This window comes from Nocardia testacea NBRC 100365 (assembly GCF_000308775.1).
In the GTDB taxonomy this organism is placed as follows: domain Bacteria; phylum Actinomycetota; class Actinomycetes; order Mycobacteriales; family Mycobacteriaceae; genus Nocardia; species Nocardia testacea.
On the sequence record NZ_BAGJ01000071.1, the window covers coordinates 1 to 22,048 of the forward strand.

The following is a 22,048-nucleotide window of genomic DNA, read 5'->3' on the forward strand; positions in this document are numbered from 1 at the left end:
GGGCGAGGACTCCGGCGACGAGGTGGCCGAGGACGCCGGTGCGGCGGACGGAGGCGCCGAAGAGGACCGGGCCGCGGACACCGGAATCGCCACCGCCGCATCCTCTTCCGGGTCCGCCGTGGGAGAGGAAGCTCTCGGCGAATCCGTGGAGACCGGATCGGAAACCGCGGACTCCGGTGCGGTGGCGGCGAAGTCCGGTTCGGCGACGGCGGAATCGCCGGCGGCCGAGACCGGGTCATCCGATGATTCGGTGCCGGCCGAGGACGGCGAAGCGGCCGAATCCGCTGCCCCGCGAGGTAAATAGGACTCCGTTCGGCGGTCGGCGCGGGCGTCTGGCAGCATCTTGGCCCAGGGGAGGCGACATCGGGTTGTCTTCCGCTGCCGGGGGTACCGACCAAGGAGGAACGATGACCGATCCGTACCAGCAGGGCGGACCGCAGTACGGCCCACCCGGAACCGGGCCGGACCTGAGCAAATCGCCCGGTGCGCCGGGCTATCCGTCGCAGCCGCAGCCGCAGCCCTACCAGTCCTACCCGTCCCAGCCGCAGCCGTACCCGCCCCAGGGCGGCCAGTACGGGGCGCCTCCCGGCTACGGTCAGCCCCCCGTCGGCTACGGCCCGCCGATGGGTCCGGGCGGGTACAACCCGATGGATCCCGAGGCGCCCTACGGCCGGGATATGAACGGTGTCCCGTACTCGGACAAGCAGAAACTGACCGCCGGCCTGCTGCAGATCTTCCTGGGCGCGTTCGGCGCGGGACGGTTCTACATCGGCGATACCGGTATCGCCATCGCCCAGATCGCCGTCACCTGGCTCACCTGTGGTTTCGGTGGTATCTGGCCGCTGATCGACGGCATCATGATGCTCACCGGCAGTGTGCAGGACCCGCAGGGGCGCCCACTGCGCGAGAACTGACCCGCCACACACTTTCCGCAGACCCCCGGTTCCCCGGGGGTCTGTCCCGTCTTCCGGCCGGTCCACGCGTCGCCGCGATGCGGGTCGTCATCCGGGCGGGCGGGCCCGCGAGATGCCCGATCGCGTGTGGCGTAGCGCGGAGTTCATCAATGTGTAGCTATCCGGTGAATTTTGTATGGCAGAGTTAGCTTCGCAGGTCTGCCCGCTGATTCGCCCGGGTTCCGGTCCGGCGGATCGCCCGGGGGCGGACGGAACGGGACAACGCGGCAGGATTAGGCTCGACACGTGATGCGACGGACGAAGATTGTGTGCACCCTCGGCCCGGCCACTGCCACCGAGGAACGTATTCGAGAGCTCGTCGAGAGTGGTATGGATGTCGCCCGGCTCAATTTCAGCCACGGCGAGCACTCCGACCACGCCGAAAACTACAAGAAGGTGCGGCAGGCCTGCGACGATCTCGGCCGCGCCGTCGGCATACTCGCCGATCTGCAAGGCCCCAAGATCCGGCTGGGTCGTTTCGCCGAGGACCGGACGATCTGGGCGACCGGTGAGACCGTGCGGATCACCGTCGACGAGATCGTCGGCAGCCACGACCGCGTCTCCACCACCTACAAACAGCTCGCCGCCGACGCCAAATCCGGCGACCGGCTGCTGGTCGACGACGGCAAGGTCGGGCTCGAGGTGATCCGCGTCGAGGGCAACGACGTGGTGTGCGAGGTGACCGAGGGCGGCCCGGTCAGCAACAACAAAGGTGTTTCGCTGCCGGGCATGGACGTTTCGGTGCCCGCGCTGTCGGACAAGGACATCGAGGATCTGGAATTCGCCCTCAACCTGGGCGTGGACTTCATCGCACTGTCTTTTGTGCGCTCTCCCTCCGATATCGAACTCGTCCACGATGTGATGGACCGGGTCGGCCGCCGGGTGCCGGTGATCGGCAAATTGGAGAAGCCCGAGGCCATCGACAACCTCGAGGCCGTGGTCCTGGCGTTCGACGCGGTCATGGTGGCCCGCGGCGACCTCGGTGTGGAACTGCCGCTCGAGCAGGTGCCGATCGTGCAGAAGCGGGCGATCCAGATGGCGCGGGAGAATGCCAAGCCGGTCATTGTGGCCACCCAGATGCTCGAATCGATGATCGAGAACTCGCGGCCCACGCGCGCGGAGGCCTCGGATGTGGCGAACGCGGTGCTCGACGGCGCGGACGCGGTCATGCTGTCCGGGGAGACCTCGGTCGGTAAGTATCCGATCGAGACCGTGCGCACCATGGCCCGCATCGTGCACGCGGTGGAGACCGAATCCACCAGCGTCCCGCCGCTCACCCACACCCCGCGGACCAAGCGCGGTGTGATCTCCTACGCCGCCCGCGATATCGGGGAACGTCTCAACGCCAAGGCGCTGGTGGCCTTCACCCAGTCCGGTGACACGGTGCGCCGGCTGGCCCGGCTGCACACGCCGCTGCCGCTGCTGGCGTTCACCCCCCTTCCGGAAGTGCGCAGTCAGCTGGCGCTGACCTGGGGTACCGAAACCTTCATCGTGCCCACCGTGGACAGCACCGATGCCATGATCAAACAGGTCGATCAGGCGCTGCTGAGCATGAACCGGTATCGCAAGGGCGACCTCGTGGTCATCGTCGCGGGCTCTCCTCCCGGTACCGTCGGTTCCACCAACCTGATCCATGTGCACCGTATCGGCGAGGAGGACCACTGATGACCGAGGATCGCGGAGCTGCCCGGTGAGCGCGCCGGTCGGCGACCCGGTGACGGACAACCACACCGATCTCGACACTCTGCTCGAACTGCTGGATCTCGAGATGGTGTCCGAGGACGTCTTCCTCGGACACCATCCGGCGAAGGTGTCCAGCCGGACCTTCGGGGGCCAGCTCGTCTCCCAGGCGGTGATCGCGGCGGGCCGGACCGCCGGACATCGCCCGATCCACGCGCTGAACGCGCATTTCGTGCGCGGCGGCGATGTGAAGAAACCGATCGAGTACCACGTCGAGCGGCATCGCGACGGCCGGGCATTCGCCAACCGTACGGTTACCGCCACCCAGGACGGCCAGGAACTGTTCGTCATGCTGGCCTCGTTCCAGGAATGGGGTAAGGGCCTCGAGCATGCGCACGAGCGGCCCGATGTGCCCGATCCGGAGACGCTGCCGCGGATCCAGGAGAGCTTCGCCGGGTTCGAGGACAAACTCGAGATGTTCGTCAACGCCCCGCATCCGATCGATATGCGGTACACGAACGATCCGGCCTGGATTCTCAAGGGCACCGGGGAGAAGCTCAACCACAACCGGGTGTGGATGCGCGCCGACGGCACCCTGCCCGACGATCCGCTGATCCATGTCGCGGCGCTGAGCTATTCCTCCGACACCACCGTGCTCGATTCGATCCTCACCACGCACGGTCTGTCGTGGGGTCTGGACCGGATCGTGGCCGCCACCGTGAACCATTCCATCTGGTTCCACCGGCCGTTCCGTTTCGACGACTGGGCGCTGTACTCGACCGAGTCCCCGGTCGCCGCGGGATCACGCGGCCTGGCCACCGGCCGGTTCTACTCGCGCGCGGGTGACCTGCTGGCCACCACGGTGCAGGAGGGCGTGATCCGGCACTTTCCGGCCCGCCGCTGAGCGGTGGCGCCCTGCCGGATCAGAGGCGCTCCGGCAGTAGCGGCTCCCATTCGAGATCGGTGCGCTGTTCGGCGCTGAAGGTGAACGGAGCGCCGGGGCCGTGCGCGTCCAGGCCCCGGAGCAGCCGGTGTTCGAGAGCGGCGAGATATCCATCGGTGAGTTCGGCCGGATCGCCGGCCAGGCTCAGCGCGATCTCGAACGTCGCGTGGCCCTGCGGCTGCGCTCCCGGATTGGCCGTGCGCCAGCGATTATCGAACTCGCGGTGCCGGGAATCGTCCTCGGCGACGGGCAGGGTGAAACGCCACGCGCAGATATCACCGTCGCCCAGATGCTCGTCCAGTTCCGCTCTGACGGTGTCGACGAGATCGTCCAGGATTTCCGGTGTCACATAAACATGAAGCGAAACATCCGAAATGCGTTTCGGCATGCCTGATTCCTGTCGTGTGTCGAACCTGCAACGGGATCGGATTCTTCGGATCGATGGTCCGGATGGCGAGTGTAGTGCCCGGAACGTGGAAAGTCAGGTCGCGCGCCGGTATTCGCGGCCGGCCGGGGCGCGCGCGATCCGTACGCGGGCCGGCCGTATGTGGCGGGCCGGGTTCGGCAGCGGAACGGCGCCGCGTACCCGGCGCGCGGGCCGCGCGCCGGGTCACACCGATGTTCGGGCTCGGGTCCTCATGCGTACCAGCCGGTGTGCTGGGCCGCGACCAGCGGCGAGAGCCGGGTCGTCGCGGCATTCGGTCGCACTACCAGGGGCGGCCGGCCCCAGTGCTGATCCCCGGGCGTGGCGGCGGGGGCCAGGGCCACCAGAAGCGGTACCAGCGCATCGGCGATCCGGTCACCGACCTCGCAGTACGCCTTGGCCGACAGGCCGACCGGGTCGGCGATGTTCTCCCGCCCGACCCGGGACAGGTTGTGCCGGTAGCGATGCAGATCGGCCACGGTGCGGGCGCCGGTCACGCGGGCGATCCGATAGGCCTCCGGCAACGTGAAGGTCCGGGAGGCCGAGCCGGCGGCCGTTTCGCCGACCTCGTCGCGAATGTTCTCGCTCATGGTGAGTACGAGATCCGCGCGGTCGATATGCTCGGGCCTGAGTTTGCGAGCACGGAAACCGCTGGGATCCCCACCGAGCCCGGTGATGGCCTCGGCCGCCCGCGGTTCCACCGGGAACCCCACCAGGGCGCGAGTGCCGGCACTTTCGGCGGTGATGCCGGTGAGCCGGTATTCGACCGCGATGGAACGGGTGAGTCGTTCGGCTATCACCGACCGGCACACGTTTCCATTGCAGACGAACAGGATGTGCATGGCGCAACGGTAATTCGTGCTGCCCGCGCCCGGCATCGGTCTCTGTGCGATATCACAGCTCTTCGAGTGTCAATTCATCTGCGTGTAGCGTGCCGTACACGAATCCGGCCGGAGTTTTCCCGGCGGTACGAAAAATGTTTCCGTGAATACCGTGCCGGAGGCTCGGGCGGCAGTGGCATATGACGAAACGATCGACGCCCACCGCGTCGACGGCGGGTTCACCCGGTCCGGGTGAACCGGCACGCACAGCCCGCGCCGTACGGTCGCCGAAGTATGCCCGGAGGACCGTCTGGCAAGGGAAGGTGGCTGCTCATGGCCGGCTCTGTCGGTGTCGCGGGTCCGAAGATGACACCGGACCACGCGCGGGCGGTGGCGCGGACGGCGTACCTGTGGGGCTGGCCGCTGGTGAACATGCACAACCGTCGCGTCGCGATGGCCCAGCTCCCGGAACCCGGGCTGCTGGCCGGGGTCGTACCCGCCGGACCGCCCGGCACGCTGAGCATGCTGGGCGATTACATCCGGCCCGAGGAACGGCTCGTCGCCTGCCCGGACCAGGATGTCGTCTACGGGTTCGGCGTCCTGGACGCGCGGCTGGAGCCCTCGGTGGTGCAGGTGCCCGAATTCGGTGACCGGTTCTGGGTGTACCAGGCGGTGGATCAGCGCACCGATTCGTTCGCCCGGCTCGGCGCCGGGCACGGGACCGCGCCCGGGTTCTATCTGCTCGCCCACGAATCGTGGACGGGCACGGTCCCCGCCGGGGTCACGGGTGTCTTCCGCTACGACACCCGCTGCGCGGTGGTGATCCCACGGGTCTTTCTCGACGACACCGCGCGCGACCGCGCGGCGATCGCCCCACTGCTGGACCGCATCGATATGTATGCCCTGTCGGAGTTCGACGGCAGTGTGCGGATCGCCGACCGGTCGGCGCTGCCCTCCTTCGGTGCCGCCGCCCGGAACCGGAACGAGACGCAGTGGGTGGATCCGGAACAGTTCTTCTCCGTGCTGGGTGAGGTCCTCGACGAGGTGCCGCCGCGGCCGGGCGAACAAGCGCTGTACGGGTGGTTCCGCGCCGTGCTGGCCGCGGCCGCGCACGATCAGGAGATCGCCGAGGCGCTGCGGCGGGCGGCGGTCGACGCCGACGCGGTGGTGGGGGAGTTGTTCGAGTTCCGCAATATCGGCCTCCCGGTGGCCCGGCACTGGACCACCCCGCACAACGGCGCCGCGTTCGGGACCGACTACCTGTCCCGGACCGCGATGGCGAAATCGAATATCTTCGTCAACACCCCGGAGGAAACCGCCTACTTCAATCAGGATCTCGACGACAGCGGCGCCCGGTTGCACGGTGCCCGCACCTACACCGTGCACTTTCCCGCCGGGCAGTTGCCGCCGGTCCGGGGTTTCTGGTCGCTGACGGTCTACAACAGGCAGCACTTCTTCCACTCCAACGAACTGGATCGATATTCGCTGGGGACCAGGAATCAGGACCTCACCTACGGTGACGACGGCTCCCTCACGCTCACGGTCGGCGGCGCCGGTCCCAGCGATCCCGGACAGCTCGCCAACTGGCTGCCCGCGCCCGATGACGAATTCTCGCTCTGCCTGCGTGCCTATTGGCCGGAATCCGGCGTGCTCGACGGCAGCTGGTCTCCGCCCGCGGTCACACCGGGGAGGTGAGCGGGCCTTTCCGGTGCGCCGACCGCCGGTTCTCCGCACCGGTCCTGGGGACCGGCCCGCCGGTGTCGTCGCTCGGCGACGTCGCGGGGGAACCGGCGCACGGCCACCTGTCACCGGGCGAGCCGGACGCGGTGGTGACGGGCAGGGACCTCGGGGCGCGAGCCGCCGCGGATCCACTGCGGATCGGATGAAGGGGAAGGGGCGGCCCGGATCCGGAAATACCGGTCCGACCTTGGTGCCGAGTGTGGGACTCGAACCCACACGTCCTTTCGGACAACGGTTTTTGAGACCGTCGCGTCTGCCAGTTCCGCCAACTCGGCGCACCGGGTGCACATAGTAGCCGCTGCGCGCCCGGAACACCGAATCGCGGGTGCCGCGATAGCGCCGGAACCGTGATACGCAGGGTATATGCACCGCCGATCACGGTGAAAGGTAGTCTCTACACCACCCGATCGCGTGACGGCGGATCGACGGCCGTGCCCCGGCCGGGATCCGTCGTCCGTGCTCTCGGGACGAGGCATCGGAACCAGAGGGGTCGTTTATGAGCACTAGTGCGGACGCCGCGGCGAAACGCGTGGTCGTCGCCGAAGACGAGGCGTTGATCCGGATGGATCTGGTCGAGATGCTGACCGAAGAGGGATACCAGGTGGTGGGGGAGGCCGGGGACGGCCAGCAGGCGGTGGATCTCGCGGTGGAGCACCGGCCGGATCTGGTGATCATGGATGTGAAGATGCCGCGCCGGGACGGAATCGACGCCGCGGCCGAGATCGCCTCGAAACGTGTTGCGCCCGTGGTCATCCTGACCGCGTTCAGCCAGCGCGATCTGGTCGAGCGGGCGCGCGATGCCGGTGCCATGGCCTACCTGGTGAAGCCGTTCACCAAATCCGATCTGGTGCCGGCGATCGAGCTGGCGGCCAGCCGGTTCCACGAGATCACCGCGCTGGAGAGCGAGGTCGCCGGGCTGTCCGAGCGGTTGGAGACCCGGAAGCTCGTCGAGCGGGCCAAGGGTGTGCTCATGCAGACGCAGGGGCTCAGTGAGCCGCAGGCCTTCAAATGGATCCAGCGCACCGCCATGGATCGCCGCACCACGATGAAGGCGGTGGCCGAGGTCGTCCTGGAGAATCTCACCCCGCAGTAATCCCCGCGGCGAGGCGCGGAGCGGCCTTAACAGCGCGGAAACACAAGCCCGAAAATAATTTGCGGCGACATCATCCCGATGATCCGAATGTGACACGGGATCAACATGCCGGAGTTATGTTTCTCACGAGTCGGAGTCTTCGGCTCCCTCGGCCGGCCGAGGTTGATGAGGAACATAGGGGTAGATCGTGCTCGGTTCGATATGGCTGTCGGGTGCCCCCCGGCGCGGACGCACGGTACGCGGAATAGCGAGTATCGGGGCCGCCGCCGTGCTGGTCCTGACCGGATGTGGTGACAAGACCACCGAGAATGCGGATACGTCGAATGCGGGGGGACTGTCCATCCAGCCGCTGATGCAGATCGACTCGGCGGGTAAGGAAGTACCGTCCGCCGATACCGCCGCCGCGGCCGATCCGGCCGGCAACGGGGCGGCGACCTGCCCGCCGACCACCACCATCGCCATGGCCGGCGCGCTGACCGGCCCCGACGCGGCGCTGGGCATCAATATCGTCAACGGCGTGAAACTGGCGCTGGACCAGCACAACAAGGCGAACCCGGGCTGTCAGATCAAGCTGAAGGAATACGACACCGAGGGCGATCCGCAGAAGGCCAGTCAGGTGATCCCGCAGATCGTGAACGATCCGTCGGTGATCGGTGTGGTCGGCCCCGCCTTCTCCGGCGAGACCAAGGCCACCGGTCAGATCCTCAGCGACGCCGGGCTGGTCGCGGTCTCCTCCTCGGCCACCAATGCCACGCTGACGAAGAACGGCTGGAAGACCTTCTTCCGCGGCCTGGCCAATGACGACGTGCAGGGTCCCTCGGTGGCGAAGTACCTGGTCGGCACGGCCGGCTACAAGAAGGTGTGTGTGGTCCAGGACAACACCGATTACGGGGTGGGCCTGGCCCAGAGCATCACCGCCGGCCTGGGCGCGGCCGCCGATCCGGCCTGCGCGGCCAGTATCAAGAAGGGCGACAAGGACTTCTCCGCCACCGTCACCAAGATCTCCGCCGCCCAGCCCGACGCGGTTTTCTACTCCGGGTACTACGCCGAGGCGGCGCCGTTGGTACAGCAGCTGCGCTCCGGTGGCGTGGACGCCACTTTCGTCGCCGCCGATGGCACCAACGATCCGCAGTTCGTCTCCCAGGCGGGCGGCTCGTCGGAAGGTGCGCTGCTGTCGTGCCCGTGCGGTCCCGGACCGGAGGAGTTCACCCGGGCCTATGAGGAACTGAACGGTCAGGCGCCGGGCGTGTACTCGGTGGAGGGTTACGACCTCACCACCATCCTCGCGGCCGGTATCGATGCCGGCAAACTCACCCGCCCCGCCCTGCTGGAGTTCGTCCGCGGCTACAGCGGCGACGGTCTGGCCCGGCACTACCAGTGGAATGCCGACGGAGAACTGTCCTCCGCGCTGATCTGGGTCTACAAGGTCGGATAACGGCCGGCGGGCGGTACGCGCCACCGGCACCGGCCGGTGGCGCGTACCGCGCGCTGCTCGGGTGAGGGTCCGATGATGATGAGGGCGGATTTCCAATGACAGCATCCTTGCCGGCCGCCGCGGCCGTACTGGCGCAGGGATCGATCGACTTCAACTACCAGGGTGTTATCGATCAGTTCTGGCGGCTCACGGTCGACGGTTTGTCCTACGGCGCGATATATGCGCTGGTAGCGGTGGGGTACACCCTGGTCTACGGCGTACTCCGATTGATCAATTTCGCGCATTCCGAAGTGTTCATGCTCGGCATGTTCGGGCAGTACGTGGGCCTGATGCTGCTGGGGTTCGCGCCGAGCGGCAATGTCTACAGCCAGGGCGTGATCCTCACGGTGACCTATATGGGCCTGGCGATGATCTTCGGAATGGCGGTGTCCGGGGCGGCCGCGGTCGGTTTGGAGCGTGCGGCCTATCGGCCGCTGCGCCGCCGCGGCGCCAAACCACTGACCTTCCTGATCACCGCGATCGGTATGTCGTTCGTACTCCAGGAGTTCGTGCACTTCGTACTGCCGAAGCTGTGGCCGGACCTGGGCGGTACCAATGCACAGCAGCCGATCATGCTGGTCGAACCGACGGTGCAGTTCACCATCGGCGGCGCGGACGTCACCAATGTGACGCTGGTGATCGTGGTGTCGGCGGTGACACTGGCCGTCCTGGCCGAGGTGCTCATCAACCGCACCCGGTTCGGGCGCGGGATCCGCGCGGTGGCCCAGGATCCCGATACCGCCACGCTGATGGGGGTTTCGCGGGAACGGGTCATCATGTTGACCTTCCTCATCGGCGGTCTGCTGGCCGGCGCCGCCGCGATGCTGTACGTGATGAAGATTCCCAACGCCATCATCTTCTCCGGCGGGTTCGTGCTCGGTATCAAGGCGTTCAGTGCCGCGGTGCTGGGCGGTATCGGCAATCTGCGCGGCGCTCTGCTCGGCGGTCTGCTGCTGGGCCTGGTCGAGAACTACGGCCAGATGCTGTTCGGCACCGAATGGCGTGACGTGGTGGCGTTCGTGGTGCTGGTGCTGGTGCTGTTCTTCCGGCCCACCGGCATTCTCGGTGAGAGTCTCGGGAGGGCCCGCACATGAGTACGGTGCAGATCGAGAAGGCCGCGGGGCACGGTCTGGGCGACGAGATCCGCGCCTGGTGGGCCGGGCTGAGCCGGCCGGCGCAGTGGGCGGTGGGCATTCCCGCGCTCGCCGTGCTGGCGCTGCTGCCGTTGTTCCCGCCGCCGCTGCTGGACACCCCGGGGACCAGTTTCGGCGGGGTCATGGCGCAGTTCGCCATGTACGCCCTGATCGCCATCGGCCTGAACGTGGTGGTCGGTCAGGCCGGGCTGCTGGACCTCGGATATGTCGGCTTCTACGCGGTCGGCGCCTATACCGTCGGGCTGCTGACCAGCCCGAACAGTCCGTGGAACCAGACCGACGGCGGCTGGCTGCACTCCGATTGGGCATGGCTGGCCTGCGTTCCGCTGGCCATCCTGGTCACCGCGGTGTCCGGCCTCATCCTCGGTTCGCCGACGCTGCGGTTGCGCGGGGATTATCTGGCCATCGTGACCCTCGGTTTCGGTGAGATCGTCCGCCTGCTCGCCGACAACCTGGGTGAACTCACCAACGGCAGCCTGGGTCTGTCCGGAATCGCCTATCCGCATATCGGCGAATCGGAAACCCGGCCCAACGGCGTGTTCTCGGCCGGCAATGTCGGTAACCCGGACAGTGCCGACCTGCTCGACCGCGCCAACTCCGGGACCTGGTGGTACTGGGTCGGCATCCTCGCCGTGGTGGCGGTGCTGCTGCTGGTCGGCAATCTGGAGCGCAGCCGGGTCGGCCGGGCGTGGGTGGCCATTCGCGAGGACGAGGACGCCGCGGAGATCATGGGCGTCCCCACCTTCAAGTTCAAATTGTGGGCGTTCATGATCGGCGCCGGGATCGGTGGCCTGTCCGGGGCCCTGTTCGCGGGGCAGGTCCAGTTCATCAATCCCACCGGGTTCAACATCATCAATTCGATGCTGTTCCTGTGCGCGGTGGTGATCGGCGGCCAGGGCAACAAACTCGGGGTGATCGTCGGGGCCTTCCTGGTGGTCTACCTGCCGAACCGGTTGATGTCGGTGGAGATCACCGACGACGAGACCACCGGATACGTCCAGCTCGTGGTCGCGGTGGTGGTGGTCGCGGCGCTGACGGTGGGCTGGCGGCTGCGCGCCCGGCGGCTGGCCGGACCGTGGCGCTGGGGGTATCTCGCGGTGACCGTGCTGGCGGCGGTGTACGCCGTGCTCCTGCTGAGCAGTGTGCTCATGTTCTATTCCGGGGGTGCGCAGAGTCTCGGTGACCTCAAATATCTGTACTTCGGAATCGCACTGGTGGTGATGATGATCCTGCGACCCCAGGGCCTGTTCCCGGTCCGGCAGAAACTGCTCGCCTACGGCCGCCAGATCGTGCGGGCCGTCCGCCGGCCCACCGGGGAGGTGACGTCGTGACCGGGCCGAACGCGGGGGACGCGCTGTTCGACAATGAGGACCTGGCCGCCGGATACGCGGCCGGGCAGCCGGTCGAATCGGCCGGTGAGGTCGATGTGACCGCTGTCGATCCGGCGCTGGCCGACGCGGCGACGGTGGCCGAGGTGGTGGCCGCGCACCGGGAGATCCGCACCGAGGTCGGGGCGCCGCTGCTGCGTACCGAGAATCTCACCGTGAAATTCGGCGGGCTCACGGCTCTCGAGGCGGTGAGTTTCGAGATCCGGCGCGGTGAGATCCTGGGCCTCATCGGGCCCAACGGTGCCGGGAAGACCACCTGTTTCAACGCGATCACCGGGGTGTACCGGCCCGCCGCGGGCGCGGTGTACTTCGACGGGAAACCGCTCACCAAGAGCAAACGTAACGCGATCACCCGGCTCGGGATCGCCCGGACCTTCCAGAACGTGCGGCTCTTCGGCGAGATGACCGCGCTGGAGAACGTGGTGGTGGGCACCGACGCCCGGCACCGGACCTCGGTGCCCGGGGCGATCCTGCGGACGCGGCGGCATCGCCGGGAGGAACGCGACGCGCTCGAACGCGGGATGGCGCTGCTGGAGTTCGTGGGGATCGCGCCGCGCGCGGTGGAGAAGGCGCGCAATCTCTCCTACGGCGATCAGCGGCGCCTCGAGATCGCGCGGGCGCTGGCGACCGAACCCAAACTGCTGTGCCTGGACGAGCCGGCCGCCGGGTTCAATCCCAGCGAGAAATCCGCCCTCATGGACCTGATCCGCAAAATCCGCGACGACGGCTTCACCGTGCTGCTGATCGAGCACGATATGCGGCTGGTGATGGGGGTTACCGATCGGATCGTGGTGCTGGAGTTCGGGCGCAAGATCGCCGACGGTCTGCCCGAGCAGATCCGCGCCGATCCCGCGGTTATCGCCGCCTACCTGGGCGTACCCGACGAGGAGCTGACCTCGGCGGATATCTCGGTGTCCACGGCGGCGCTGCGCGCGGAGCAGGACGCGGCCGGCGATACCGGGCGCGGAGCGGAGGAGCGGGAATGACCACGACGGCATCGGACCAGTTCACGAAGGATCCCGGCACCGCGCCGCTGCTCGAGGTCACCGATATGGTCGTCGCCTACGGCAGAATCGAAGCCCTGCACGGCATTTCGCTGCGGGTCGCACCGGGGGAGCTGGTCACGCTGCTGGGCGCGAACGGCGCCGGGAAGACCACCACCATGCGCGCCCTGTCGGGGCTGCTGCCGTTGACCCGCGGGCAGATCCGGTTCGAGGGCCGCGATATCAGCCGGTTGAAGGCGCACGAACGGGTGATCGCCGGGCTGGTGCAGGCGCCCGAGGGTCGCGGTGTGTTCCCGGGGATGACCGTGCAGGAGAACCTCGATATGGGCTGCTACGCGCGGCCTTTCGCGAAGAAGGCCGAGTACGCGGCCGCCCTGGACCGGGTCTTCGAACTGTTCCCGCGGCTGCTGGAGCGGCGCAGGCAATCCGGCGGCACGCTCTCGGGCGGCGAGCAGCAGATGCTCGCCATCGGACGGGCGCTGATGGCCCGGCCGCGGTTGCTGCTGCTGGACGAGCCGTCCATGGGCCTGGCGCCGATGGTGATCCAGCAGATCTTCCGGATCATCGCCGAGATCAATGCCACCGGCACCACCGTGCTGCTGGTGGAGCAGAACGCCCGGCAGGCGCTGGCCCGCAGCGACCGCGCCTACATCGTGGAAACGGGAGAGATCACCAAGACCGGGCGCGGTCCCGAGCTGCTCGACGATCCCGCGGTCCAGGCCGCTTATCTGGGGGTCGGCTGAGGTCGGCCACCGACTTCCGGGCGGACCTTCGGTCACCGGGCCTCGGAGGCGCGTGGGAGGCCGGGTAAATATCCGCCGGGGCGGCTCCGGCCCCGGATGGTGTCAGCGGAGGCGAGCCGGAACCGAGTGGCGTCGGCGGGCCGGTGCGGTACCAGGTGGGTCGGCTCGAGCCGACGCGGTACCAGGTGGGCGGTCCGGTATGGGGTGGCTCCGGCTCGGGACGGCCCAGTTGTCGGGCGTCGGCGGGGCCGGTCCGAGGTGGGGGCGGTGCGGAATCGGGAATGGCCCGGTGACAGGGCGCCGCCGTGGCCCATCGGATACGGGACGGCACCGGCCCGGGCCGACCTGGTACGGGTGTGGGCGGGTGTCGGTGGGGGTCCCTAGACTCTCGGGGTGTGACCTCACCGACCACTGCGCAGCCGACGACCTCCGCCTCCGCCGCCCCGGGTTCCTCGGGAGAGCGGCCCACGCTGCTGCTACTGGACGGGCATTCGCTGGCCTACCGGGCCTTCTTCGCGCTGCCCGCGGAGAATTTCCAGACGGTCACCGGGCAGACCACCAACGCGGTATACGGGTTCACCGCCATGCTCATCAATCTGCTGCGCGACGAGAAACCGACCCATGTGGCGGCCGCTTTCGACGTCTCCCGGCAGACCTTCCGGGTGGAGGCCTACCCGGAGTACAAGGCGAACCGGTCGGCGACTCCCGATGAATTCCGCGGGCAGGTCGAGCTCACCAAAGAGGTGCTGGGGGCGCTCGGTATCCCGGTGATGGCCATCGAGGGGTACGAGGCCGACGACATCATCGCCACCCTCACCACCCAGGCCGTCCCGCAGGGGTACCGGGTCCTGGTGGTCACCGGCGACCGTGACTCGATCCAGCTGGTCTGTGACGATGTGACGGTGCTGTACCCCCGCAAAGGGGTCTCCGACCTCACCCGCTTCACCCCCGAGGAGGTCGAGAAGAAGTACGGGCTCACCCCGGCGCAGTACCCGGATTACGCGGCCCTGCGCGGTGACCCCAGCGACAATCTCCCCGGTATCCCGGGCGTGGGGGAGAAGACCGCCGCCAAATGGATCCGGGAGTACGGCGATCTGAACACCCTCGTGGACAAGGTGGACGAGGTCCGCGGCAAGGTTGGCGATGCGCTGCGTGCCAATCTGAGCAGTGTGGTGCTCAACCGGCAGCTCACCGAGATGGTTCGCGATGTCCCGCTGCCCTATACCCCGGATCAGCTGGCCCAGGGGGCCTGGAACCGGGAGCGGATCCACCAGCTCTTCGACGATCTGGAATTCCGGGTACTGCGCGATCGGCTCTTCGAAACCCTGGCCCCACCGACCGTGGAGGCCGAATCGGGTTTCGAGATCAGCGGGCAGACGCTGGAACCGGGCAGTGTGGCGGACTGGCTCGCCGAGCACGCGAAATCCGGTGCCCGGCACGGCCTTTCCCTGTCGGGTACGACCACGCCCGCGGCCGGTGACGTGCGGGCGCTCGCCATCGCCGCCGCCGACGGCGAATCCGCCTACATCGATATCACCGCCCTCACCGCCGAGGACGAATCGGCGCTCGGCGCCTGGCTCACCGATACCTCGCATCGCAAGGCCTTGCACGAGGCCAAGGGCGCGCTGCACGCGCTGCGCGGTCGCGGCTGGACGCTGGGCGGTCTGAGTAGCGATACCGCGCTGGCGGCCTATCTGGTCCGGCCGGGGCAGCGCAGCTTCAACCTCGACGATCTGTCGCTGCGGTACCTGCACCGGGAACTGCGCACCGAGACCGAGGCCGCGCCGCAACTCTCCCTGCTCGACGCCGAGGACGCGGTCGACGCCGAACTCGCGCAGAACGAGATGCTGCGCGCCCGCGCGGTCGCCGATCTGGCCGACGCCCTGGACGAAGCGCTTGCCGAGATCGAATCCACGCCGCTGCTCGACGAGATGGAACTGCCGCTGCTCGGCGTGCTCGCCGAACTCGAGGACGCCGGTATCGCCGTCGACACCGATCAGCTCGGCGAATTGCAGCGGCAGTTCGCGGACAAGGTCGCCGAGGCCGCGAACGCGGCCTACGACGTGATCGGTAAGCAGATCAATCTCGGGTCCCCGAAACAGCTACAGGTCGTGCTGTTCGACGAACTCGATATGCCCAAGACCAAGCGCACCAAGACCGGCTACACCACCGACGCGGACGCGCTGGAATCGCTCTACGAGAAGACCGAGCATCCCTTCCTGCAGCATCTGCTCGCCCACCGCGACGCCACCCGCCTCAAGGTCACCGTGGACGGCCTGCTGAAATCCGTGGCCGACGACGGCCGGATCCACACGACCTTCAACCAGACCATCGCGGCCACCGGGCGGCTGTCGTCCACCGAACCGAACCTGCAGAACATTCCGATCCGCACCGACACCGGCCGGATGATCCGTGACACCTTCGTGGTGGGTCCGGGCTACGAGTCGCTGATGACCGCCGACTACAGCCAGATCGAGATGCGGATCATGGCCCACCTCTCCGGTGACGAGGGCCTGATCGAAGCCTTCAACTCCGGCGAGGATCTGCACAGTTTCGTCGCCTCCAAGGCGTTCGACATCCCGATCTCCGAGGTCTCCCCGGAGGTGCGCCGCCGGATCAAGGCCATGTCCTACGGCCTCGCGTACGGCCTGAGCTCCTACGGTCTGTCCGCCCAGTTGAAGATCAGCACCCAGGAGGCGAAGGAGCAGATGGACATCTACTTCGCCCGGTTCGGCGGTATCCGCGACTATCTGCACGCCGTGGTGGAGCAGGCCCGCAAGGTGGGCTACACGCAGACCCTCTTCGGCCGCCGCCGCTACCTGCCCGACCTCGACCACAGCAACCGGCAGCGCCGCGAGGCCGCCGAGCGGATGGCGCTCAACGCCCCGATCCAGGGCACCGCCGCCGATATCATCAAGGTCGCGATGATCAATGTGCACACTGCGCTCACGGAGTCCGGGCTGCGTTCCAGAATGCTGTTGCAGATCCACGACGAGCTCGTCTTCGAGGTCGCGCCCGGCGAGCGGGAACAGTTGCAGGAGTTGGCCCGGGAGCAGATGGCCTCCGCCATCGAACTCTCGGTGCCGCTGAGTGTTTCGGTCGGCGTCGGACGCAGCTGGGACGCGGCGGCGCACTGAGTCGTGCGCGGCCGCGGCGGTCGCCGGCGCCCGCCCGGATCGATGATCGTGGGCGGGACCGGCCGGTGCCGTGCGGTCCGGGCCGGGCAGCGGCCGTGACCGATCCGGGCCGCGAGGCGCCGGCCGCTCGTGCCGATCCGCGTTCCGGAAGGCGGGATGGACGGCGTCTGCTCCTCGATCAGTGGAGTATTCGGCGCGTGGCCTGTGCCCGGTACCGGGCACAGCTGTTTATGATGCTCCGCGAGTACTGCTCACCGACTCATCGGCGAATCTCGGGGCGGTACGGATAGTGGCTTCGGCGGTAATCGCCCTGGAAATCGGGTTCGTTGCGCGATCCGGATTTCGTGACAGTCGGCGGTGTCCGAGTTCGTTGAATTTTCGTTCGTGTGAATTCTCGATCCGAACATGAGGACTGGAGCACGATGAACCGCAAGTATTCATCCATTGTGGCCACGCTCGCCGCGGCGATATCGGCCGCCACCGGCGCTGTCTCCACCGTCGATACCGCGGCGCAGGCGGCGCCGGGGGAAATCACCTCCGGTGGGCTGCGCGTGGTGGCGTCCGCGAATTCCAGTAATTCCGAGCCGTCCGGTGACACGGCGATGGGGGTGCCCTTCGCGCACGCGGTGAAGGTGTCCGGGGACTTCTCGGTCGCCGCCGACGGCGGCGCACCGCTGCGCGGCGGTGAGATCGTCGCCGGCTATCTGCTGGGCTGCGCAGTCGATATAGCCAACGGTATCTCGGTCGCCATCGCGCCGAGTGTCGCTGTCGCCACCGAGGTCGCACCTGAGGTGGGTGTCGATCTCGGGGTCGATCTCGGTCTCGGAGCGATCGAACCGCCTGCGGTCGAGCCGGACCCCGAGGGGGACGGACCGCCGACGATCGATCCCAACCTCGACCTGGTGACACCGCCCGAGGTCGGCGTCAGTGCCGGTGTGAATGCCGGCCTGGCACAGGCCTTCGGTATCGAGAACGGCCTCGCCGGCGAGCTCGCGGTCAACCTGGCGCCCGGCACGGTGACGACGGCCGTGATCGGCGCGGCGGAACTCGACGAGGAGTCGACCTTCCCGTACACCTTCGCGCACAGCAATACCCCGTTGCAGGTCAACGGCTGTCTGTCCCCGGCCTCGGCCATGCCGTTCGTCACCGTGCGCGCCGATACCCCCGGCGGCACCGTGCAGACGACGGGTTACGGGACCTCGTTCACGTTCTGACCGGACCTCCAACAGCGGTCTCCGCCTCCGCCGTCGGGGCTCGATGCGGCTCTCCGGGGTGGCGGCAGCGGTGAAGGCCACCCGTGCCTTCGGCGGTGGAACGCGGCGCCCCGCCGCCGCCCGCGCGCGTGGAGTTACCGCGGCGGGCCTGTCGGCCGCAGGCCGAGGCCGGGGGTGTGCGGGCGCGCGGACGAAGGATCCACCCCGGACTTCCAAACCTCCGGGTCCGCGCCGGACAGCGGCGGGGAATGGCTGCGATTACGTGTCCCGGCGCCGCGTGGGCGGTGGTCGACGTGGCTCGCTCGGCTGCCTCCGGCGGCGGCGCGGCGTCTGTTCCGTCACCGGCGCGCGGCGCCGCTTTCCGGGTTGGCTGCCGGTGACCAGGGAGAACAGTACTCGGCGGTAGGAGAAACGGCGGGCGAATATGGTTGCCATCTTCCTGCGGAGTCTTTATTCTCGACCCCGTGCAAATTCCTGCCGCCGGCCTGTGCGCCGCGCCGATGTTCGCAGATCGCGACGGTGCGGTGCTCCTCTCGCGTACCGCGGAGTCGGCTCGTCGGCTACTTGCCGTAGTAGTAACCCGCCGTAGCGGGGTCTGATTCGGACCGGCCCCCTCGCTGCGGGCCCCCCTTTTCTGCTTTTGCTGGTCCCCCAAACCTGCCGACCATCTCTGGGAAGACCTACGTGCTCATGACCACACTGACTCTGGAAAACGACGCCCTGACCACGGCCGCCCCGCGCGTCCTGCGTACCGAATGCGCGGAGCTGACGGCCACCCAATTCCACGACCGCTACGGCGAATGCGCCGGACCGATCCGGCTCGCGGGCTGGTCGTCCACCGGCGCGCGCGGCGGCGCCTTCACCGCGACGCTCGAATTCGCGGGCTGGTCCCGTTCGGTCGTGGCGGCGGGCAGCCCCGTGGCAGCCATGACCTCGGCGCTCTACGAAGCCGGCTATCCCGTCGAGATCCTGCGGTTCCATCAGCGGCGCACCGCGGCGGGCACCGCTACCTTCGTGCAATGTGAATGCGACGGCCGCCGCGGCTGGGGCGCTGCCCTCGCCGCCGACGGCGCGGAATCCTCGGTGCGGGCGATGATCGCCAGCGTGAACCGGTTGGGGGCCCTGCGCTAGCGGGCTACCGGCCCCCCGGCACCACAACGCGACGGCGGGCTCCACACCATCCCCGGAAAGTGTGGAGCCCGCCGTCGTTCGTCAATTCTATTCGGCCGCTTCGCCGTTGGTCGCCTGCTGCTCGGCGAGTTGCTTACGGACCTCGTCCATATCGAGAGCCTTCACCTGGGAGACCAGGTCCTCGAGCGCCGCGGGCGGCAGCGCGCCGGGCTGCGCGAAGACGAGAACACCCTCGCGGAAGGCCATGATGGTCGGGATGGACTGGATATTGGCGGCCGCGGCCAGGCCCTGTTCGGCCTCGGTGTCGACCTTGCCGTGCACGACATCGGGATGCTTTTCCGACGACGCGTCGTAGGTCGGGGCAAAGCTGCGGCACGGTCCGCACCAGGAAGCCCAGAAATCGACGAGTACGACGTCGTTACTGGTGACTACGTCATCGAAATTCTGCTGCGTCAGTGTCTGGGTGGCCATGACGTCCTCTCGTGGTCGGTATTCAGGCTGTAACGCCGGCCCCGGCCGCGGTGTTCCGCGGCGGTGTCGTACGCCACCGGACCCCACCCTACGTGGCGGCGTCCGGGGGCGGGCCGGCTCCGGTCAGCCTTGTTCGGCCACCGGCCACGCGCGGCGCCGGTCGCCGTCCCAGCGCCGGATGCCCACCACGGTCGCGGTGGTGTCCCGGTCGGCCGCGACGGCGGCCACCGCGTCACCGATCCGCTGCGGCAGGACCCGCCGCGCCAGCGTGACATGCGGTGTCCACTGGTTCGGGCGCAGATTGGCCGGGATATCGGGACACGGCTCGACCACCTGGTGGATGCGGCGATGCCAGGCCAGCAGTTGTTCGGACGGGACCACGGCCCGCACCAGGATCGGCCGCCGCGCCCCGAACACCAGCACACCGCCGAGACGCACCGGAAAGGGCCGGAAGGTCAACCGGTCGAGTTCCTGTTCGATCCGCGGCCAGATCTGCCGGGCCACCGCCACGGTGATGTGCGGCCGGTGGCTCTCGGTGTCCCCGTCCCGTCTGCCCTGCCCCAACCCCGGTAGACCGGCTTCGGCGAGCAGTTCCCACTGCCGCCGGATACGTTGCTCGGCCGCCTCGTCGAGCAGTAGTTCCACCGACTGCACCATGATCTGGAGACGGTAGCGGGTCGCGCGCCCGAGTACGGGCGGTACTTCCGCGGACGCCGCGCCGAAGATCAATCTTGTGTTACTCGGCTGTGCCGCGGGCCGTGGTCGCCTACTGTGCCTGACAAGGTCGGCGAGCGGCCGAGGCCGACGATTCGTGGCGAGCGGCAGGTGGTGGCGGTGTTGGATCGATCCGGTACCCGGGTGCGGCGCATGCTGTGCGGGCTGGCCGGTATCGCGCTGGTGGCCGGGTGCGTGACCAATGTCGAGGACACCGGGCCGGTCCCGCCCAAGATCACGGTACAGGCGGTGGACGCGCTGGCCGCGCGGGTGCCGGCCGATATCGCCGCCGCCGGTGAGGTGGTCGTCGGGGTCAATGTGCCGTATCAGCCGAACGAGTACCGCGACCGTCACGGTGCGATCGTCGGTTTCGATGTGGATCTGATGGACGCGGTCACCGCGGTGCTCGGTCTGCGCGCCCGCTACACCGAATCGGCGTTCGAGAAGATCATTCCCGCCGTCCAGGCCGGTACCTACGATATCGGCATGTCCTCGATCACCGATTCGGTGGAGCGGGAGGAGCAGGTCGATTTCGTGACCTATTTCAGCGCGGGGGTGCAGTGGGCGCAGCGCACCGGCCGGCATGTCGACCCGGCGAACGCGTGCGGTATGCGCGTCGCGGTGCAGGCGACCACGGTCGAGCACATCGAGGAGGTCCCGGCCAAGAGCGAGGCGTGCGTCGCCGCGGGCCGGGAGCCGATCATCATCGACGCGTTCGACGAGCAGAGCGCGGTGACCAATGCGCTGGTGCTCGGGCAGGTCGACGCCATGTCGGCGGATTCCCCGGTCACCGCGTATGCGATCAAACAGACCGATGGCAAGATCGAACCGGCCGGTCCGGTTTTCGATGCGGCACCGTATGGGTGGGCCGTCGCCAAGGGTTCACCGCTCGCACCCGTACTGCGCGACGCGGTGCAGCACCTGATGGACACCGGGCAGTATCGGCAGATCACCGAGAACTGGGGTGTCCAGGAGGGCGCACTGCGCGCCTCCGTGATCAACGGCGCGAGGGAGCCGACGTGATGACCGCCGATCCGAGGGGAGCCGCCGGACCGGCCGCCGAACCCGAACCCATCGCCGCCGTGCCGTTGCGCCGGCCCGGCCGCTGGCTGGCCGCCGTACTGATCCTGGCGCTCGCCGGATTGTTCGTCTACGGGGCGGCCACCAACCCCGCGTATCGCTGGGATGTGTACTGGCAGTATCTCCGCGATACCCGGATCGCCGCGGGCGCGGTGGTCACCCTGGAGCTCACCGTGCTGGCGATGATCATTGCCGTCGTACTCGGTACCGCGTTGGCGGTGATGCGGCTCTCGCCGAACCCGGTGCTGCGGGCGAGCGCCTGGGTCTACCTGTGGGTGTTCCGCGGGACCCCGGTGTATGTGCAGCTGGTCTTCTGGGGGCTGGTCCCTTCGCTCTATCAGAACGTCGCGTTCGGCGTGCCCTTCGGTCCGCGCCTGCTCGAGGTCGACGTGCAGAGTCTGCAGGCCGGGTTCGCGTTCGCGGTGATCGGGCTGGGACTCAACGAGGCGGCGTATATGGCCGAGATTGTCCGGGCCGGTATCAACTCGGTCGGGGAAGGTCAGCGCGAAGCATCCATCGCACTCGGTATGTCCTGGTCGCAGACCATGCGGCGGACAGTGCTGCCACAGGCCATGCGGGTGATCATCCCACCGACGGGCAACGAACTCATCAGCATGCTGAAGACCACCGCGCTGGTCACCGCCATACCGCTCAGTACCGATCTGTTCGGGCGGGCCCGCGATATCTACGGGGTGAACTTCCTGCCCATCCCGCTGCTGCTGGTCACCGCCACCTGGTACCTGGCGATCACCAGTGTGCTGATGGTCGGCCAGTACTACCTGGAGAAATACTATTCACGGGGCATCTCCCGGCAGCTGACCGCGAAACAACTCCGGGAACTGGCCGACGCGCGCGGAGAGGTACCGGCGAAATGAGTGCGACCG

Annotated in this window: 20 protein-coding genes and 1 tRNA gene; 16 read left to right on the plus strand and 5 right to left on the minus strand. The window is 68.0% G+C overall.

Features of this window, described 5'->3' with window-relative positions:
* The 4 genes from ON38_RS08855 to ON38_RS08870 all read left to right on the plus strand — a co-directional run.
* Nucleotides 1–304: hypothetical protein (locus ON38_RS08855; RefSeq protein ID WP_039823911.1), on the plus strand; the 304-nt coding region annotated here is incomplete at its 5' end.
* 103 nt (nt 305–407) lie between these two features.
* Nucleotides 408–914 carry a TM2 domain-containing protein gene (locus ON38_RS08860; RefSeq protein ID WP_039823913.1) on the plus strand — a complete coding sequence of 169 codons (507 nt, stop codon included), beginning with the start codon at nt 408–410 and terminating at the stop codon, nt 912–914.
* Between the two features lie 285 nt (nt 915–1,199).
* A complete protein-coding gene (pyk, locus tag ON38_RS08865; protein WP_083872449.1) occupies nt 1,200–2,618 on the plus strand; it encodes a pyruvate kinase in 1,419 nt (472 codons plus the stop codon).
* 103 nt (nt 2,619–2,721) lie between these two features.
* Complete coding sequence (locus tag ON38_RS08870; RefSeq protein ID WP_051164530.1) at nt 2,722–3,537, plus strand: acyl-CoA thioesterase; 816 nt, start codon at nt 2,722–2,724, stop codon at nt 3,535–3,537.
* A 19-nt stretch (nt 3,538–3,556) separates the two neighbouring features.
* Here ON38_RS08870 and ON38_RS08875 read toward each other — a convergent pair whose 3' ends face one another.
* Nucleotides 3,557–3,925, minus strand: a complete 369-nt coding sequence (locus ON38_RS08875) for a type 1 periplasmic-binding domain-containing protein (RefSeq protein WP_245563973.1) — start codon at nt 3,923–3,925, stop codon at nt 3,557–3,559.
* Between the two features lie 287 nt (nt 3,926–4,212).
* Entirely contained in the window at nt 4,213–4,842 is a 630-nt protein-coding gene (locus tag ON38_RS08880; RefSeq protein ID WP_039823916.1) for an arsenate reductase/protein-tyrosine-phosphatase family protein, read from the minus strand.
* A gap of 312 nt (nt 4,843–5,154) precedes the next feature.
* Between ON38_RS08880 and ON38_RS08885 the strand changes: the two genes are divergently transcribed.
* Nucleotides 5,155–6,516 (plus strand): DUF1254 domain-containing protein, encoded by a 1,362-nt coding sequence (locus ON38_RS08885; RefSeq protein WP_039823917.1) that lies wholly within the window; start codon nt 5,155–5,157, stop codon nt 6,514–6,516.
* A gap of 233 nt (nt 6,517–6,749) precedes the next feature.
* On the opposite strand, the gene ON38_RS08895 is transcribed toward ON38_RS08885, so the two are convergent.
* Nucleotides 6,750–6,836: transfer RNA gene (locus tag ON38_RS08895), tRNA-Leu, on the minus strand.
* A gap of 221 nt (nt 6,837–7,057) precedes the next feature.
* Here ON38_RS08895 and ON38_RS08900 point away from each other — a divergent pair.
* From ON38_RS08900 to ON38_RS08940, 9 genes are all read left to right on the plus strand, one after another.
* Nucleotides 7,058–7,654, plus strand: coding sequence for an ANTAR domain-containing response regulator (locus ON38_RS08900; protein WP_030523743.1), 597 nt, complete (start codon nt 7,058–7,060; stop codon nt 7,652–7,654).
* Nucleotides 7,655–7,841: 187 nt separating this feature from the next.
* Nucleotides 7,842–9,089 carry a branched-chain amino acid ABC transporter substrate-binding protein gene (locus tag ON38_RS08905; RefSeq protein ID WP_373281201.1) on the plus strand — a complete coding sequence of 416 codons (1,248 nt, stop codon included), beginning with the start codon at nt 7,842–7,844 and terminating at the stop codon, nt 9,087–9,089.
* 95 nt (nt 9,090–9,184) lie between these two features.
* Nucleotides 9,185–10,222, plus strand: coding sequence for a branched-chain amino acid ABC transporter permease (locus ON38_RS08910; protein ID WP_039823921.1), 1,038 nt, complete (start codon nt 9,185–9,187; stop codon nt 10,220–10,222).
* Nucleotides 10,219–11,613: a branched-chain amino acid ABC transporter permease gene (locus ON38_RS08915; RefSeq protein WP_039823923.1), complete on the plus strand. Its 1,395-nt coding sequence runs from the start codon at nt 10,219–10,221 to the stop codon at nt 11,611–11,613. Before ON38_RS08910 ends, ON38_RS08915 begins: the two co-directional genes overlap by 4 nt.
* Before the next feature lie 95 nt (nt 11,614–11,708).
* Nucleotides 11,709–12,656: an ABC transporter ATP-binding protein gene (locus ON38_RS08920; RefSeq protein WP_245563977.1), complete on the plus strand. Its 948-nt coding sequence runs from the start codon at nt 11,709–11,711 to the stop codon at nt 12,654–12,656.
* Nucleotides 12,653–13,417, plus strand: a complete 765-nt coding sequence (locus tag ON38_RS08925) for an ABC transporter ATP-binding protein (protein ID WP_051164526.1) — start codon at nt 12,653–12,655, stop codon at nt 13,415–13,417. The genes ON38_RS08920 and ON38_RS08925 overlap by 4 nt, the downstream gene beginning before the upstream one ends.
* A gap of 395 nt (nt 13,418–13,812) precedes the next feature.
* Entirely contained in the window at nt 13,813–16,554 is a 2,742-nt protein-coding gene (polA, locus tag ON38_RS08930; RefSeq protein ID WP_039823924.1) for a DNA polymerase I, read from the plus strand.
* A 386-nt stretch (nt 16,555–16,940) separates the two neighbouring features.
* Nucleotides 16,941–17,768, plus strand: a complete 828-nt coding sequence (locus ON38_RS08935; protein WP_157181708.1) for an MspA family porin — start codon at nt 16,941–16,943, stop codon at nt 17,766–17,768.
* 690 nt (nt 17,769–18,458) lie between these two features.
* A complete protein-coding gene (locus tag ON38_RS08940; RefSeq protein WP_039823927.1) occupies nt 18,459–18,899 on the plus strand; it encodes a 2-isopropylmalate synthase in 441 nt (146 codons plus the stop codon).
* Between the two features lie 87 nt (nt 18,900–18,986).
* Here ON38_RS08940 and trxA read toward each other — a convergent pair whose 3' ends face one another.
* Nucleotides 18,987–19,370 carry a thioredoxin gene (gene trxA, locus ON38_RS08945; protein ID WP_039823929.1) on the minus strand — a complete coding sequence of 128 codons (384 nt, stop codon included), beginning with the start codon at nt 19,368–19,370 and terminating at the stop codon, nt 18,987–18,989.
* Between the two features lie 123 nt (nt 19,371–19,493).
* Complete coding sequence (locus ON38_RS08950; RefSeq protein ID WP_245563974.1) at nt 19,494–20,099, minus strand: 2'-5' RNA ligase family protein; 606 nt, start codon at nt 20,097–20,099, stop codon at nt 19,494–19,496.
* Between the two features lie 138 nt (nt 20,100–20,237).
* Here ON38_RS08950 and ON38_RS08955 point away from each other — a divergent pair, with 138 nt between their 5' ends.
* Nucleotides 20,238–21,107: an ABC transporter substrate-binding protein gene (locus ON38_RS08955; protein ID WP_083872463.1), complete on the plus strand. Its 870-nt coding sequence runs from the start codon at nt 20,238–20,240 to the stop codon at nt 21,105–21,107.
* A complete protein-coding gene (locus ON38_RS08960; protein ID WP_039823931.1) occupies nt 21,107–22,039 on the plus strand; it encodes an amino acid ABC transporter permease in 933 nt (310 codons plus the stop codon). Before ON38_RS08955 ends, ON38_RS08960 begins: the two co-directional genes overlap by 1 nt.
* Nucleotides 22,040–22,048 lie beyond the last annotated feature (9 nt).